Genomic DNA, 14068 nt, shown 5'->3' with positions numbered 1-14068 from the left:
CACGCAAGCCGCGGCATCATGACGAAGCCCTTCATTGGCAAACATCAACGCTTCGTACGCTTACGCTCGGAGCTTTTAGTACCATCCACATGGCTCTCCTCTAAAGCGCGCGCCCTCCTCTGACAGATCATGGTTTAGTTGCGTCTGCAGACAGCACCTACCTCTGACAAGAAACGAGGTTACTCAAAACAGGCTCTAAGCCGGTCAACGATACGTTCCGCAGCGCCGGTTTCGAATGGCAAGAGAATATCCTTCACCTTCTCGCGCTCAGATTTTTTGCAATCCTGCCCGTCTTTCGTGATTTCTCCCAGAAGATGTCGGGTCTCTTCGACGTTTCGTACAATATAACACGCGCTTTCGATGATTTTTCCAACCTTGTTGAATGGCGCGTGGTCAGGGTTTTCCATGAAAATGAGGGGCTTTTCGGGAAACAGCATATACTCTGAAAGAAAGCTAATGCCATCGGTAAGCATGATATCGGAAGCAAGCATTAGAGAGCCATAGTCAGAATCCTCAACAATAGTAGCGTTCTCCTGACCATTCCATTCATCCAAAAAAATCTTCAGTTGCTCACCTGTCATGAGGCCAGTTCCCGTTAGCAGCGCAAACAATGCAGGGTGCGGCTTCAGAACGATCTCGATATCTTGGTCGCTCTTAACCCAAGCGAGCATATCATTGTATACTGATGGAAAAATTCCAAATGATAACCAGTCACTCTTAATACTGTGATGTGGCGCCCATATAATGCGAGCCTTATTTTTTTCTTCTAATTTAGGAAAAGGCCACTTTGGATTATTCTTACATCCAAGAAGTTTCTCCAGTTTTGGATGACCTGTTGCAACAAAATGATCACCACCACGACAATTTTTCTCTGTCATTATTTCACGAGTGATATCCGACTCGCAAAAAACTAGGCGGCAGGCGCGATGTAAATCTTGATCTGCCTGAAAATCACGCTCATTTGGGTCTGGCGTAAATCTCTCAACAATATTGTATCCAAAATAAGGAATATAAAATAGATTAGAAAAATCTAATTTATTAACATGAAATTCCGGAGGAATATCATAATCCCATGGTGATTGTCTGAAAATTCCGTCTGGTGAAATAAATTTAAGTAGTCGCAAATTTTCGTCATGATCTGGGCCACCAAATCTTATATGGGGAATCCCTTTATTCAAGAGTGCCAGATGGGTTTCCGGCTCATGTCCGAATTTGTCCTCGCCCGGGAATCTCCGATTAATAGTAATGACTACGGCATCAAAATCCGGCGCCTCCATGAGATGCTGATAGACATCTGAAAGACTATCCCAAGTTGCTATATTATGTACGAGAAATACGATCTTTCTGACCGATCCGTGTCTCTTCCCCGACCGGACACCAACGCCCAAAGTGTCGTTCATCTGCGTCATCAGGGCTTTGACTGAGTCAACACTTGTCCTTACCTCTGCAAGGTAATCTTTTTTTTCCTGATTTTCTACGAGAATATAAGAAGAGGGATTATCACCATCAAGAGATTTTCCAATAAAAATAGAGACATTGTCGTGTTCTATTCTATTATTAAAAAGGATATATAATACATCCTCACGATAGAATTTTAGGCAATTATACTCAAAAAGCCATTTATTTCCTGCTTTATGATCGATCCCGTCTATCTTATGATCGTCAGTCAGACGAACGACGGAAGACAATAGATTTCCCGATAGATTATACAGAGAAAAGCATCGATTTGAGAATTTCATATTTTTTCCTTAATTATGGCTAAAACATATAATTTACAATATATTATGTAAGTATATATTTTTCATAACACCCCAATTCCGTGCCTTATTTTCAAATTTCTTTCTAAGAGACGCTTTTTTTATGACAAATCTGTGGCATATGCGCTAGGAGCGTGCCTGTCATACCGGACTCGTTGTATTTGCACATTTATTTCAATCATCTCAAAGCATCGTCATGAAAACGCAGATTATGACATGGATGTCTCTATAGACTCGGTTTTTTTTGTAATTAAATGTTATATTATATTTCCACATGCATGCCTTTTTTAAACACCAATTAATCTTGTAGATCATAGGCTATCAGTCGCCGATCAATCCTGAGTCGGAAGGCATCGCTTACGCTCTGCGTGGAGCCACGTTTCAACGCAACGCCTGAGACAGATCGAATGCCGGACCTAGTTTTTTCCGTGGTCTCAGCTTTCGATTGTCTTTCGCCTCGCCTTGAGACATTCTTGTATACATGATCGCGACGTCAAAAATTCAAGCTGGTGGCGCACGGGCCAAGGCCCGTTGCGACGAACTCGGAACAGTTCCCTACAGCGACCAGGCTGACGGGTTGTTCCGTCCCTATCTGGGTCCTGCTCACAAGGCGACGCTCGGGCGTCTGGCCCAGTGGATGGATGAGGCCGGCATGAGTGTCGAGACCGATGCGGTTGGCAATATCATCGGCCATTATGCAGGAACGACACCGGATGCGCCGGTTCTGCTCCTGGGCTCGCATGTCGACAGCGTACGCGATGGCGGGCGTTATGACGGCATGCTGGGTGTCATGCTCGGCATCGAGGCTGTCGCGCATTTCAGTCGCTCCGGGCAGCGCTTCCCTTTCGCTCTCGAAGTAATCGGGTTTGGAGATGAGGAAGGCTCACGCTTTTCCACCTATATGATGGGGTCGCGTTCGGCTGCGGGTCTTGCCCAGACAATTGATGAGGGCGTCACTGATCGCGAGGGGATTACCCTGCGCCAGGCCCTCGCGGATTGGGGTCTTTCGTCCATACGTTTCAGGACGGCCAAGCGAGAGAACGTGCTGGCCTATATCGAGGCGCATATTGAGCAGGCACCGCATCTCGAACGGGCTGGTCTGCCCGTCGGTCTGGTGCGCGGCATCGCCTCCCAGTATCGCTACCGCGTTACAATAAAAGGGCAGGCTGCCCATGCAGGCACAGCCATGCACGAACGCCGCGATGCCCTCGCAGCGGCGGCCGAAGCCATAACGGCAATCGAGTCCATAGGCGCGGCTGGCCCTGACGATCTGGTCACGACAGTGGGCTTTCTGACCGTCGAAAACGGCGCCCCGAATGTCGTGCCGGGTCACGTGGTCATGACTGTCGATATCCGCGCGGTCACACCGGGCCTGCGCGAGGAAGCTGCAAGGCAGGTTCTGGAAACGCTGGAAGCGATCAGCCGCGGGCGCGGTGTCGCGCTCGAGTGCGAACAGGTGCAGGATCTGCAGGGTGCCCTGTGCAATGAGACCCTGAACGCGACCCTGCGCGAGGCCATCATCGAGGCAACGGGCCATGTCCCGCCGGTCTTGCTGAGTCAGGCAGGCCATGATGCCATGATCATGGCCCATCTGGCACCCATGACCATGCTGTTCATCCGCTGCGAAGGCGGTATCAGCCATAATCCGGCGGAAGCCGTCGAAAGTGACGATGTCGAGGCCGCGCATCGCACGCTGGTCAGTTTCATCAAGCGAGTTGGAGAAGAACGGTGAGCAACTTCTACGGTGAGATCGATCCCCCCCAGCGCCTGCTGATGGGGCCGGGACCCATCAATGTGCACCCCCGCGTGTTGCGGGCGATGGGTGCTGACATGCTCGGCCAGTTCGACCCCGAGATGACGGAATACATGAACCAGACGATGGACCTCTATCGTCAGGTCTTCATGACCCAAAACCGCTGGACCTTTCTGATCGACGGCTCTGCCCGTGCCGGTATCGAGGCCGCCCTGACCTCGCTCATCGAGCCGGGTGCAAAAGTGCTGCTCATTCGCTCCGGCCGCTTCGGTATGCTGCTCGGCGAAATCGCCGAGCGTCTTGGTGCCGATATCGCCACGATCGATCTCGAATGGGGACAGGTCGCGACACTGGCCCAGATCGAGGCAGCTCTCGCCGAACATCGCCCCGCTGTCTTCGCCGCCATACATGGCGACACCTCGACGACCACGGCCCAGCCGCTTGAAGGGGTCGGGGCGCTGTGCCGCAAATATGACGCACTGTCCTATGTCGATGCTACGGCAACGCTGGGCGGTATGCCGGTGCGCACCGATGAATGGGAAATCGATGTCATTTCCGCCGGCCTTCAGAAATGCATGGGCGGCCCGCCGGGTAGCGCGCCCATCACCATTTCGGACAGGGCCGCAGAGTTCATCTTCTCAAGACGCAAGGTTGAGAGCGGCATCCGCCGGGATGATATCAGTGACGGCACTCGCCCGTTCATCCGCTCGAATTATTTCGATCTGGCGATGGTGATGGATTACTGGTCAGAAAAGCGCCTGAACCATCACACCGAAGCTACGTCGATGCTCTATGCAGCACGCGAATGCGCCCGTCTGGCTCTGGAAGAAGGGCTCGAGAACCGCTTCGCCCGCCATGTCGCGGCTGGCAAGGCGATGGCCGAAGGGCTGCGTGGCCTCGGTCTCACGCTTTACGGGCAGGACGCCTATCGCATGAGCAATGTGACCGGCGTGTATATTCCTGAAGGCGTCAATGGCGAGCGCGTGCGCGCCCGTATGCGCGACGAATACCAGATCGAGATCGGCACGGCTTTCGGCCCGCTTGTCGGCAAGATCTGGCGTCTGGGCGCCATGGGCTACAACGCCGAACTACACAAAGTGCGTCTGACCCTGGCCGCGCTCAAGGCCGTGCTCGAAAGCGAGGCCTGAGCCACGCAGAAGATCAGAGGGAGGTTTCGACCGACTGGATCTCGTCGTGGATCGCCCTCAATACGCGACGCGTGGCAGCAAGATCTTCTTCTGCCACGCCGGCAATCGCCCGCATTTCGATCGCGCGTGAAAGCCGCATCACCTCCCGAAGACGAACATCACCCGCCTCGGTCAGGTTGACGAAAAAAGCCCGTCGATCCGTTTCATCGGGCGTGCGTGTCACAAAGCCCTTTTCCTCGAGTGTGCGCAGTATCCGCACCATCGAGGATTTATCGAGCAGAAGCGCATCGGCAATTTCCTTGGGGTGCAGCGGCCTGCCATGGCGTTGCAACTCCAGCAGAGGCTGCCAGGTGGCGTCCGTCAGATCGTGGGGCCTGAGCCCTGCATCCAGAATCTGTCGCCAGCGCCGTGCGATCAGCGCCATCATGCGCCCAAGTGTAGGCGTTTCGTCAGCAAGCAGGCTCATGGCGCCGCCACCGACAGATCATCGGGCATGTTGTTGGCCAGATCGAGCTGACCCGTGGCATGGGCCAGCGCCGCAGCCTTTGTGAAAGCCTGAGCGATGCTCACGGCGAGCGACGCCTGCGCCTCGAACAGGGCAGCCGCAGCCGTGGAAGCGTCCGTCATCGTGCCGACACCATGGGCATAGGCCTGGCTCGCCCCTTCATTGGCGGTCTGCGCGGCATCATTGAGAACCTGCGCCGATTTGACCTGAGCCAGAGCGGTTTCGAGCGCATCCTGACTATCAGCCACCTGACGCTCGACGCTCAGCCTGTCCTTGAGCAGGGTGGCTTCGGCTGCCTCGCGACGGGATTCCGCCATGTGAATGGCATTGGCCCGCAATCCGCCCTGATAGATCGGCCAGCTGACCTGAAGAAATGCCCCGGCCTCAGGCTGGGCAATGGCAGAAGCCGGAGCAGAACGCCCCGTGCCATAGGTCTTGAGCGCACCCAGATAGCCTGACATCGTGCCGACGAACGATATCTGCGGACGCAGCGCTGCCTTCGACGCCAGCACCGCCTCGTCTGACGCACGCAGTTTGGCGATATCGGCCAGAAGATCGGGACGCGAGGCCAGGGCCTGGTTGACGAGCTGCCTGATCTGCTCTGGCGAGCTATGCGGCAAGTCGCGCGCCGGCACGGGCTCGATGGCCAGGGCAAGCGTCGCGGGCAGACCCGTCACCTCAAGCAGGGCATGGCGCGCCCCGTGTTCGGCATCAACGGCCTTGTCGAGATCAAAACGTGCCTGGGCCAGATTGCGCTGGGACGTGGCAACATCGATGATCGTCGCCTCGCCATGATCGTGGCGCGACTGTGCCGCCCGCAACAGCAGCGCCATGTTATCAACCGCATGATGCGAGGCCGCGACAATGGCCTGCGCGGCCTGTTGCTGGTGATAGGCGCTGATCACGTCAAGAATCAGCTCCTGATGCACAGCCGAAAAACCGAAATTGGCCGCCAGGGTCTGGAATTTTGCCTCTCTGATCTGTGCCCGCGTGCGCCCGAAATCGAGCAGCAGATAATCGAGTTCCAGCTTGGGGAAAGCCGCTGCCCCGTTCGACGTCAGATAACCGCGGCTCGACAGGTAATTGGGCAGAGGCAGAGCCATGCGCTGAAACCCGCCCATGGCCGAAAAGGTCAGTTGCGGCAGCATGGCCGCACGCGACATGCCAACACCGATGGCGGCCTGTCTGGCTGACTCCCAGGCAATGCGTGTGCGAGGGTTGTTGCGCTCGGCAAGATCGATCAGCTGGGGCAGGCTGAGTGCCCGGTCCGATACGTCAGGCAGAGCCGTGGCAGCACGACCCGCAACGATCTGCCCCACGCCTGCCTCACCCGTTACGGCAGGATGGCGTATATCGGGAGGCAGAACGAGGCCGGTGCTGGTGGTCGGGTGCCAGGCATGATCAGCGGTCTGAGGGGCAAGGTCTCGTGTGTCGTTACAGCCTGCCAGCAGCGCTGCCGCAACGATGAGAGAAAGGGCCGGTCGGGTCATCGGGAAAATCCGGGTAACAGGGCGGGACATCAGGCAGCGCCTTCCTGTCCGCAAGCATCGGGGTCGTAAGTCTGCAGGATCTGGCGGGCGCGTTCGTCGAGCAGGCCGAACCAGACCATGCGCTGGGCGTCATCCTCGATCACGGGAACGGCTGGCAAGCGGGTCTGCAGCGCAAGCCCGTCACGGCCGTCATGGAGCCATTGTGCCAGCTCGTTGAACCACGCGCGCATCGTCGAGACATAATCACGCGCCGCCTCATCCGGCTCACGCCGCACATCGGAAATGACGGCAACAGGGATCGCCAGCATCTGGATATCGGTCACCAGAGGCAGAGTGATATCAGGCATGGCGCCCCCGCCCTTGAGGCGTTCTTCCTCAAAAGGCGCGTTGCGCAGGGCCATGCGGGTAGCCGCTACCGCACGACCGAATTTCTCACGTTCGATCTCCTGGCTGATATCCACTGCGGCATCGGGGTTCTTGCGACGCAGCACAATCAGGTCGCCAAGCTGTCTGACAGCACCGGCAAGATGCTTGCGGGCCACATTGGTTGCACTGACCGGCCAGAGCGCAGCTGCCATGAGATAAACGACGACATTGCCTATAATGATGCCCACCACGCGATTACGCGCTGTCTCCATATCGAGCGTCGGGCCGTATCCCTGCAGGATCGTCATGAAATAGGCCATGGCAATCTGCACCCCGGCATAGGAGATGCGCTCGCTGCCGCTTTTGATCCAGCCCGCGAAAGCCGCCACCGGAAGAACAACGAGGATGAGATCGACGCAATCGGTCAGGGACGGCATGAAAAGAAGGATCGTGCCAATACCGCAAACCGCCCCGATCATGGCCCCGACCACGCGCAGCAGCATCTTGTGCACACTGTCACCGACCGTGCCGAGTGAGACCAGAAAGCAGGTGACCACGCAGGTCTGGATACCCGGCCATGACGTGAAGCGGGTGATGGCGTAACAGATGACAACACTAAGGGCGATCCGTATGGCAGAACGCGGATAGGCCGGGTTTCTAAAAGCATCCGGCTTAAAAAAGCCCTGCGCGGCAGCCTTGATTTCAGGGGCAAAGCTCGGCGCGGTCGTTTCAGGACGCATCAGAAGCCCGTGGATGATCGTCAGGCTGCGAATGAACTCGATAGCGAGCGGATAGAGCCTGGGATCATCGCGAAATCCGGCTGCGAGTGTCTCGAGTTCGGCCTGATCGAAATCGATCGCAGGCACGCGCTCGCGCCCGTGTTTGTAGACATGGCCACATTGCGCGACGATCTGCCCGATACGCTGCAGGAAATGTCTGCCTTCCTCCCGGCCAAGCTGGCTCCAGGCCAGCACGATCATGACCAGACGCGCCGCGTTGCGGATCATCGCAAGGCCGACATGGTGGCGCGACATTTCGGGGTGAATCTTCGTGCTCAGATCATGAAACTGCCTGAGCTGCGCCACGCCCTGCTCCGCCAGTCCCTTGATCGCCCCGATTTCCTGTGTCTGGGGCATGGCACCCGTTTCGCACGCACGCGACACAGCCTCGAAACGTCTGGCAAGACCATCACGCAGCATGGTGAGCGGGTCATGCCCGGCAAGGCGATTGACGATGGCGATGATCGCGAGCGCGATAATGAAGACTGCCCCGACCCAGAGCAGCGTGTGCAGCATGGCCTCTTCGGGCGGCATGAAAGCCGCATCGGGCACGGCGCTGTCTGTCGTGTTGCCAATGAACCCGTCGAGTGAGTAGCCGACCGTCTCGAGCATATCCGCGCTCATGGACATATAGACGATCCAGAACAGCAGGATATTGGCCAGAGACCCCATGGTCATGGCCTCTGACAGAAAGCCCGCTGCCAGAGTCAGCAGCAGCATGAGAGGCAATCTGAGCCCCGGTTCGGAGAGGCTCGCCATCATCAGCAGGATGGTCAGTGCCGTTCCCGCCACAATGACCGCGCCCCCCATGATCGCGGTGCTCGTATTCGAGGCGGCGTCATTTCCCGAGAGAAAGAAGCAGATGAAGACCAGAACCGGCAGATCGGGCACACGAAACGTCTCGCCGATCAGGATCGTCACGATCACCTGAACCACCAGCAGCACCGTATTACGGGTGCGCCCGGGGGTGGTCGCCATCTCCTTTTTCAGAAACGAGAAGGTCGATGGCGTATCATGCGCCTTGTGAGGGCGCACGGCCCCAGCCATATCCTGCCGGACAGAAGTCATCGCATGACAACCACAACAACCGTCGCACCGATGCGCATCAGATCGCTCGGCGGATTATCGAGCCTGATCCTGACGGGAAAACGCTGGGCGATGCGCACCCAGTTCAGGGTGCGCGGCACCTTGGGCAGGCCACCCGCACTGGTGCCTTCATCAGGAACGACACCGGCATTCAGGCTTTCCAGTGTGCCGGTAATCGGCTTTCCGGGCTGAGCCATGGCATAGACCTTGACCTTCTGCCCCGGAACCAGCCCGACGAGCTGGGTTTCGCGAAAATTCGCGATGGCCCACCAGATCTCGCTATCGACAAGCGTGAAGACAGGCTTGCCCGTCGTGGCGTATTCACCTGCGCTGATATTGAGATCGGTCACGACACCATCGCAGGGCGCTCTGACGGTCGTCAGACGCAGATCGCGCTTTGCCTCACGCAGCTGGGCCTGTGCCGCAGCCAGATCGGCACGAAGAGGGGCGACACTGCGCACGGCCTGATGCGCGGCTACGGCAGACTGAAGCGCCTGTTGCAGCGAAGCCTCCGCACTGCGTGTCTCCGTTCTGGCCTGATCGAGCGCTTCACGCGTAACGAAGCCCTGGCCCGCCAGTGGGGTAAGACGGTTCTGGGTGGCCTGGGCAAGAGCCAGACGGGCACGGGCACTCTGCACGGCGCTGGCTTCAGCCCCTGCATGAGAGATCTGCGAACTGACCTGGCTGGTCTGTACATCGATCTGCGCCTGCAGCCCGTCGACCTGAGCCTGGGCCTGTTGCAGACGGTAGGTATAGGGCTCCGGGTCGATCACATAGAGCAGTTGCCCGCGCCGGACCTTCTCATTGTCATGTACTGCCAGGGTGACAATGCGCCCGCTGACCTCGGGGGCCAGATGCACGATATTGGCCGCTATATAGGCATCTTCGGTTCTCGGGCGATCATGCAGCCGACCCAGAACCATGAAGCCGGTAATGACACAGGCGGCGAGAGAAAGAATCAGGAGCGCGATGCCCCCGATGCGGGAGGGGAGAGAACTCATGAAAACACCGCCTGAAACCGCTCCGCGACCGGCACAAGCCGGCCGATCGGAAAGAGACATTCGCGTGATGCGGGAATGACAGGGGCGTCCGACCCTGAAAAACCGGACGTCATCTCAGTGACCGAAAAAGATCAGCCACACCACGAACGTGATGGTGACCATGAAGGCGAGATAGGTCAGCATCGGCGCAGGCACGGCTTGCTGCAGATTGAAGACGCCCAGAACCGCGCGCAAAAACGCGGCAGCGACTGCCCCTAGCGTGGCGCAGAGCATCCAGGAAGGGAAGAAAGAGCCAAGCACATCCTGCAACGGCGCCCGTGTACACCCACTGAGTGCGATGGCGGGCAGGGGGATAAGGCGCCACAGCGCAAAAGGCCCCCGAAAAGAAGTGGAACGCAAAAGGGTCATGGCTCTGTCATCTGGTTTCGTTTCCTGAATGCAGGGACAGAACACGAATATGGTTTGCATATCAACTATTTTATCGTGAAAGCCCTTAGCCAGAGCAAGGGAGCAAACCGATGCCAGGGCTCAAGGCGATCTGACGTGTTTCGAAGAGCCTGTCTTTTCTCGACAACCGGAGGTGAGCAGGGCTGCACGATCTCCTGACGCCTGTGATTGAAAAGGCGGAATCAGGGCCCGCGATGACAGGGAAAGACAGGGATGATCAGTCGGCTCAGATCGGAAAACCGGCGTTTTTAAAAGGCCAGACGCACAGAAGCCGCGAGCTCAGGCTCGTCGCAGTGCAGTATGATCTGATTTTCTGAGGATGATGGTGGAGCCAATCGGAATCGAACCGACGACCTCCTGAATGCCATTCAGGCGCTCTCCCAACTGAGCTATGGCCCCGCCGTATCAAAACCGGCCCCTTGGGTCAGGCCAGTGGCGCGGGTATAGCGGGGGGCTTATCCTCTGACAAGCCCCTAATACACTATTTTTTCGCCACCCCGTATTCACGCAGTACAGCAAGCAGGGGCAGGCGAGGCAGACCCAATATGGCATCATGGTCGCCATCGATCGTCTCGAAAAGCTGTACTCCCATCCCTTCGAGTCTGTAGGCCCCCACACAGGACAAAAGGGCATCTCCCTCGCTTGCTATATAGGTGTCGAGAAACGCTTCGCTGAAGTCACGGAAGGTCAGTTTCGGGCTCGCCAGATGCTCCCAGAGCTTCTGGCGGTTTCTGTAAAGCACCAGCGCCGTCTGAAGATGATGCGTACGCCCCCTGAGATGACGTAGCTGCTCCCGCGCCTGATCGAGTGATTCCGGCTTGTCGAAACCGACGCCATCGCACTCCAGAATCTGGTCTGCCGCGATAACAAAATCGGCGCTCATAAAATCGGTTTTCCTGAAAAACCCTAGAGCTTTGGCATCAGCGAGCGCCAGAGCGATAGCGCCATGAGACCGTTTTTCAGCCCTCATCCTGTCTCTGATCACAGCCTCATCAATCCCTACGGGACAGGACATGACCTCAAGACCCGCATCCCGTAGCAAACCAAGCCGCGTCGTCGATCCGCTGGCGAGAAACAGGCGGGCTGTGCCCGGATTCGCATATGCCGACTCCATAAGGCGTCTCCTTCTATGAGGGGGGTGAATGAGTACCGTCAGTACTGGGGTACATGGGGATTGTACGAGGCATCGAGAGCCGATGTACCGAGTACCGTGGATTGTACTTTTTCTGGCGGTACCGGTGGGTTGTACACAGCCCTTCTGTGGGTATTCCGGGATAACTTACGCAAATGCTTCAAACCAAAGGCTTTATCGTTTGTACACAGTGTTGGTAAGTCGGGGTACGTTTTCGGAAAGATGGGTACCCCGTCATCCACAGGGATCAACCTATCCGACAGGATATCTTTCTTTTTTCTTTTATGATTATTGGTCGGTATGGATAGCGAAATCTCACCTCAGCCGAGCCCTGCAAAACCGCTCCTGCGTGTCCTCCAGGGAGAGGCGGTCTGGCCCCCTCCGATCTGGCTGATGCGTCAGGCCGGTCGCTATCTGCCCGAGTTTCGGGCCGAACGGGCCAAGGCCGATTTCCTGACGCGCTGTACCACCCCCGACATCGCCGCAGAGCTGACCCTTCAGCCGATCCGCCGCTATGCCATGGATGGCGCCATTCTGTTCTCCGACATTCTGGTCCTGCCCTGGGCCATGGGTCAGGATCTGAAATTCATCGAAGGCCGCGGTCCGGTCATGGAGCCGATCCGCAATCGCGCTGCTCTGGAGGCGCTGTCTCCGTCACGCGTAGCCGAAATCGTTGCGCCGATCCAGGAAACGTTGCGGATTCTGGCTCGTGAGCTTCCGCAGCCCACGACACTTCTCGGCTTTGCTGGCAGCCCCTTCACGGTTTCCTGCTACATGGTCGATGGCGGCAGCTCACGCGAGTTCGGCGTGACACGCGCCATGGCCCTGCAGGACCCTGCCCTGTATGGCGATCTCATCGACCTGCTGACACAGGCCACTACCGACATGCTGATTGGCCAGATCGATGCGGGCGCCGAAGCCGTCATGCTGTTCGACAGCTGGGCCGGTCTGTTGCCTCCGTCGCAGTTCCGCCAGCATGTGATCGCCCCGACACGGCGTATCGTGCAGGGTATTCGCACCGCTCGACCCGGCGTGAAGATCATCGGCTTCCCTCGTCTCGCCGGTCTGATGGCGATCGAATATGCCCGTGAAACAGGCGTGGATGCCCTGGCTTGCGACACCTCCGTCGATATGGCCCAGATGGCCGCGCTCTGCCCCGACACACTGGCACTGCAAGGCAATCTCGACCCGATCATTCTCAAGAATGGCGGGCAGGCTCTGATCGTTGAGGCGCATACGATCAGAAACGCCCTCAAGGGCCGTCCGCATGTGTTCAATCTCGGCCATGGCGTGATGCCCGAGACCCCGCCGGAGCATGTCGGGGCCCTGGTTAATGCCGTGCGTGATATCGGCTGAGAGCCATGGCCCATGCCCTGTCTCCCTCGGGTGCATTGCGCCTTGTGATCTTCGATTGCGACGGCGTGCTGATCGACAGCGAAGGGCCGTCCTGCCGCCTCGTGGCGCGTGTGGCCCGCGAGCATGGCATTGACCTCAGCGATGAAGAATCGCTCGAGCGTTTCGCAGGCAAGGCGCTGGCTCAGGTCAAACGCGAGCTTGAAGTCGAAACAGGGCATGATCTCGGTGCTGATTATGTCGCGATCATGCAGGACAAGCTGGTCGAACTGATGCGTGACGAGGCGGTGCCCATAGATGGTGCTGCAGCCATGCTGGAAGGCGTTGCCGCACTTGGTCTTCCCTTCCGGGTCGGCTCGAACTCCTCCTGGCCGGAAATGGAAGTGAAATTCGATCGTGTCGGTTTCTCTTCTCTCTTTCCGCGTCATCGGGTCCATTCGGCTCGCGACATGATGCGCCCCAAACCGGATCCTTATGTCTTCCTTCATGCCGCATCAGAGGAAAACACCGACCCGTCATACTGCGTGGTGATTGAGGATTCCGATACCGGCGTTCAGGCTGCACATGATGCGGGTATGGCCTGTATCCTGCTCAGGGCCGAAGGACCGTCTCCCGCCCATGACTGGCCCGGATTGAAGCGCATTGCCCATCTGGACGAGCTCGTGCCCGTTCTTGCCGGTGTGTTGAAGGAGCAAGCAAGATGAGTGCCCTCATGCCCTGGTTTCCCTGGCTCAAAGTGCTGCACATCCTGGCTTTCACCTCCTGGATGGCGGGTAATTTCTATCTGCCTCGCCTTTTCGTCTATCATTCGCAGGTTGCCCCCGGCACCGATGAAAGCGCCCGCTTCCAGATCATGGAACGCCGCCTTCTGCGTGCGATCATGACGCCTGCCATGATCGTCACGCTTCTTTCGGGTGGGCTCCTCGCCTCTCTTCCCGGCCTGATCGACTGGTCTGCGCCCTGGTGGTGGATCAAGCTTACTACCGTGTTGCTGCTTTGCGGCTTTCACGGTTTCTGCGCCCGCTGGCGTCGCGAGTTCGCTGCCGATCAGCGCCTGCATCAGGAGCGCTTCTATCGTATTGCCAATGAGGTGCCGACGCTTCTGATGGTCGTGATTGTCATCATGATCGTGGCACGACCATTTTCGGGGTGACCGGTTTTCAGGGCTCTGCCCTGGACCCGCGAAGGGGCGAGCCCCTTCGATCCCCGCTTTGAATCAAATCCGGTTTCCAAAGGACGACTGTCCTTTGG

Annotated in this window: 12 protein-coding genes and 1 tRNA gene; 5 read left to right on the top strand and 8 right to left on the bottom strand. The window is 57.6% G+C overall.

The features are described from left to right. Window positions 1–179: 179 nt before the first annotated feature. On the bottom strand, window positions 180–1739 hold the full coding sequence (locus AAID99_RS11845) for a CDP-glycerol glycerophosphotransferase family protein (RefSeq protein ID WP_498493972.1): 1560 nt from the start codon (window positions 1737–1739) through the stop codon (window positions 180–182). 499 nt (window positions 1740–2238) lie between these two features. On the opposite strand from AAID99_RS11845, the gene AAID99_RS11840 reads away from it, so the two are divergent. Together AAID99_RS11840 and AAID99_RS11835 are read left to right on the top strand one after the other, a co-directional pair. Then, window positions 2239–3489: an allantoate amidohydrolase gene (locus AAID99_RS11840; RefSeq protein ID WP_498493971.1), complete on the top strand. Its 1251-nt coding sequence runs from the start codon at window positions 2239–2241 to the stop codon at window positions 3487–3489. Between the two features lie 41 nt (window positions 3490–3530). Next, a complete protein-coding gene (locus AAID99_RS11835; RefSeq protein ID WP_188427254.1) occupies window positions 3531–4658 on the top strand; it encodes a pyridoxal-phosphate-dependent aminotransferase family protein in 1128 nt (375 codons plus the stop codon). A gap of 13 nt (window positions 4659–4671) precedes the next feature. Here AAID99_RS11835 and AAID99_RS11830 read toward each other — a convergent pair whose 3' ends face one another. The 7 genes from AAID99_RS11830 to AAID99_RS11800 form a co-directional block, all read right to left on the bottom strand. Beyond that, complete coding sequence (locus AAID99_RS11830; RefSeq protein ID WP_188427155.1) at window positions 4672–5124, bottom strand: MarR family winged helix-turn-helix transcriptional regulator; 453 nt, start codon at window positions 5122–5124, stop codon at window positions 4672–4674. Beyond that, a complete protein-coding gene (locus AAID99_RS11825; protein ID WP_188427154.1) occupies window positions 5121–6653 on the bottom strand; it encodes a TolC family protein in 1533 nt (510 codons plus the stop codon). The genes AAID99_RS11830 and AAID99_RS11825 overlap by 4 nt, the downstream gene beginning before the upstream one ends. Before the next feature lie 29 nt (window positions 6654–6682). Next, on the bottom strand, window positions 6683–8866 hold the full coding sequence (locus AAID99_RS11820; RefSeq protein ID WP_188427153.1) for an FUSC family protein: 2184 nt from the start codon (window positions 8864–8866) through the stop codon (window positions 6683–6685). Continuing rightward, a complete protein-coding gene (locus AAID99_RS11815; protein ID WP_188427152.1) occupies window positions 8863–9885 on the bottom strand; it encodes an HlyD family secretion protein in 1023 nt (340 codons plus the stop codon). The genes AAID99_RS11820 and AAID99_RS11815 overlap by 4 nt, the downstream gene beginning before the upstream one ends. Window positions 9886–9999: 114 nt before the next feature. Next, window positions 10000–10293: a YtcA family lipoprotein gene (locus AAID99_RS11810; RefSeq protein ID WP_188427151.1), complete on the bottom strand. Its 294-nt coding sequence runs from the start codon at window positions 10291–10293 to the stop codon at window positions 10000–10002. A 362-nt stretch (window positions 10294–10655) separates the two neighbouring features. Continuing rightward, window positions 10656–10731, bottom strand: a tRNA-Ala gene (locus tag AAID99_RS11805). Window positions 10732–10813: 82 nt separating this feature from the next. Next, complete coding sequence (locus AAID99_RS11800; protein ID WP_188427150.1) at window positions 10814–11446, bottom strand: Maf family protein; 633 nt, start codon at window positions 11444–11446, stop codon at window positions 10814–10816. 318 nt (window positions 11447–11764) lie between these two features. Here AAID99_RS11800 and hemE point away from each other — a divergent pair, with 318 nt between their 5' ends. The 3 genes from hemE to hemJ are packed head-to-tail and all read left to right on the top strand — an operon-like array spanning window position 11765 to window position 13970. Continuing rightward, complete coding sequence (hemE, locus tag AAID99_RS11795) at window positions 11765–12820, top strand: uroporphyrinogen decarboxylase (RefSeq protein ID WP_188427149.1); 1056 nt, start codon at window positions 11765–11767, stop codon at window positions 12818–12820. A gap of 5 nt (window positions 12821–12825) precedes the next feature. Continuing rightward, a complete protein-coding gene (locus tag AAID99_RS11790; RefSeq protein WP_188427148.1) occupies window positions 12826–13521 on the top strand; it encodes an HAD family hydrolase in 696 nt (231 codons plus the stop codon). Then, window positions 13518–13970: a protoporphyrinogen oxidase HemJ gene (gene hemJ / locus AAID99_RS11785; RefSeq protein ID WP_188427147.1), complete on the top strand. Its 453-nt coding sequence runs from the start codon at window positions 13518–13520 to the stop codon at window positions 13968–13970. Before AAID99_RS11790 ends, hemJ begins: the two co-directional genes overlap by 4 nt. The last annotated feature ends 98 nt before the right edge of the window (window positions 13971–14068 follow it).

Source organism: Asaia sp. Ae19-3 (genome assembly GCF_059801175.1).
The sequence above is the reverse complement of the archived record's forward strand: the minus strand, read 5'-3'. Positions and strand labels throughout refer to the sequence as shown.

Coding starts and splice junctions, on each gene's coding strand:
- AAID99_RS11845 (WP_498493972.1), bottom strand. CDS start 1,739: ATGAAATTCTCAAATCGATGCTTTTCTCTGTATAATCTATCGGGAAAT.
- AAID99_RS11840 (WP_498493971.1), top strand. CDS start 2,239: ATGATCGCGACGTCAAAAATTCAAGCTGGTGGCGCACGGGCCAAGGCC.
- AAID99_RS11835 (WP_188427254.1), top strand. CDS start 3,531: ATGGGGCCGGGACCCATCAATGTGCACCCCCGCGTGTTGCGGGCGATG.
- AAID99_RS11830 (WP_188427155.1), bottom strand. CDS start 5,124: ATGAGCCTGCTTGCTGACGAAACGCCTACACTTGGGCGCATGATGGCG.
- AAID99_RS11825 (WP_188427154.1), bottom strand. CDS start 6,653: ATGACCCGACCGGCCCTTTCTCTCATCGTTGCGGCAGCGCTGCTGGCA.
- AAID99_RS11820 (WP_188427153.1), bottom strand. CDS start 8,866: ATGACTTCTGTCCGGCAGGATATGGCTGGGGCCGTGCGCCCTCACAAG.
- AAID99_RS11815 (WP_188427152.1), bottom strand. CDS start 9,885: ATGAGTTCTCTCCCCTCCCGCATCGGGGGCATCGCGCTCCTGATTCTT.
- AAID99_RS11810 (WP_188427151.1), bottom strand. CDS start 10,293: ATGACCCTTTTGCGTTCCACTTCTTTTCGGGGGCCTTTTGCGCTGTGG.
- AAID99_RS11800 (WP_188427150.1), bottom strand. CDS start 11,446: ATGGAGTCGGCATATGCGAATCCGGGCACAGCCCGCCTGTTTCTCGCC.
- hemE (WP_188427149.1), top strand. CDS start 11,765: ATGGATAGCGAAATCTCACCTCAGCCGAGCCCTGCAAAACCGCTCCTG.
- AAID99_RS11790 (WP_188427148.1), top strand. CDS start 12,826: ATGGCCCATGCCCTGTCTCCCTCGGGTGCATTGCGCCTTGTGATCTTC.
- hemJ (WP_188427147.1), top strand. CDS start 13,518: ATGAGTGCCCTCATGCCCTGGTTTCCCTGGCTCAAAGTGCTGCACATC.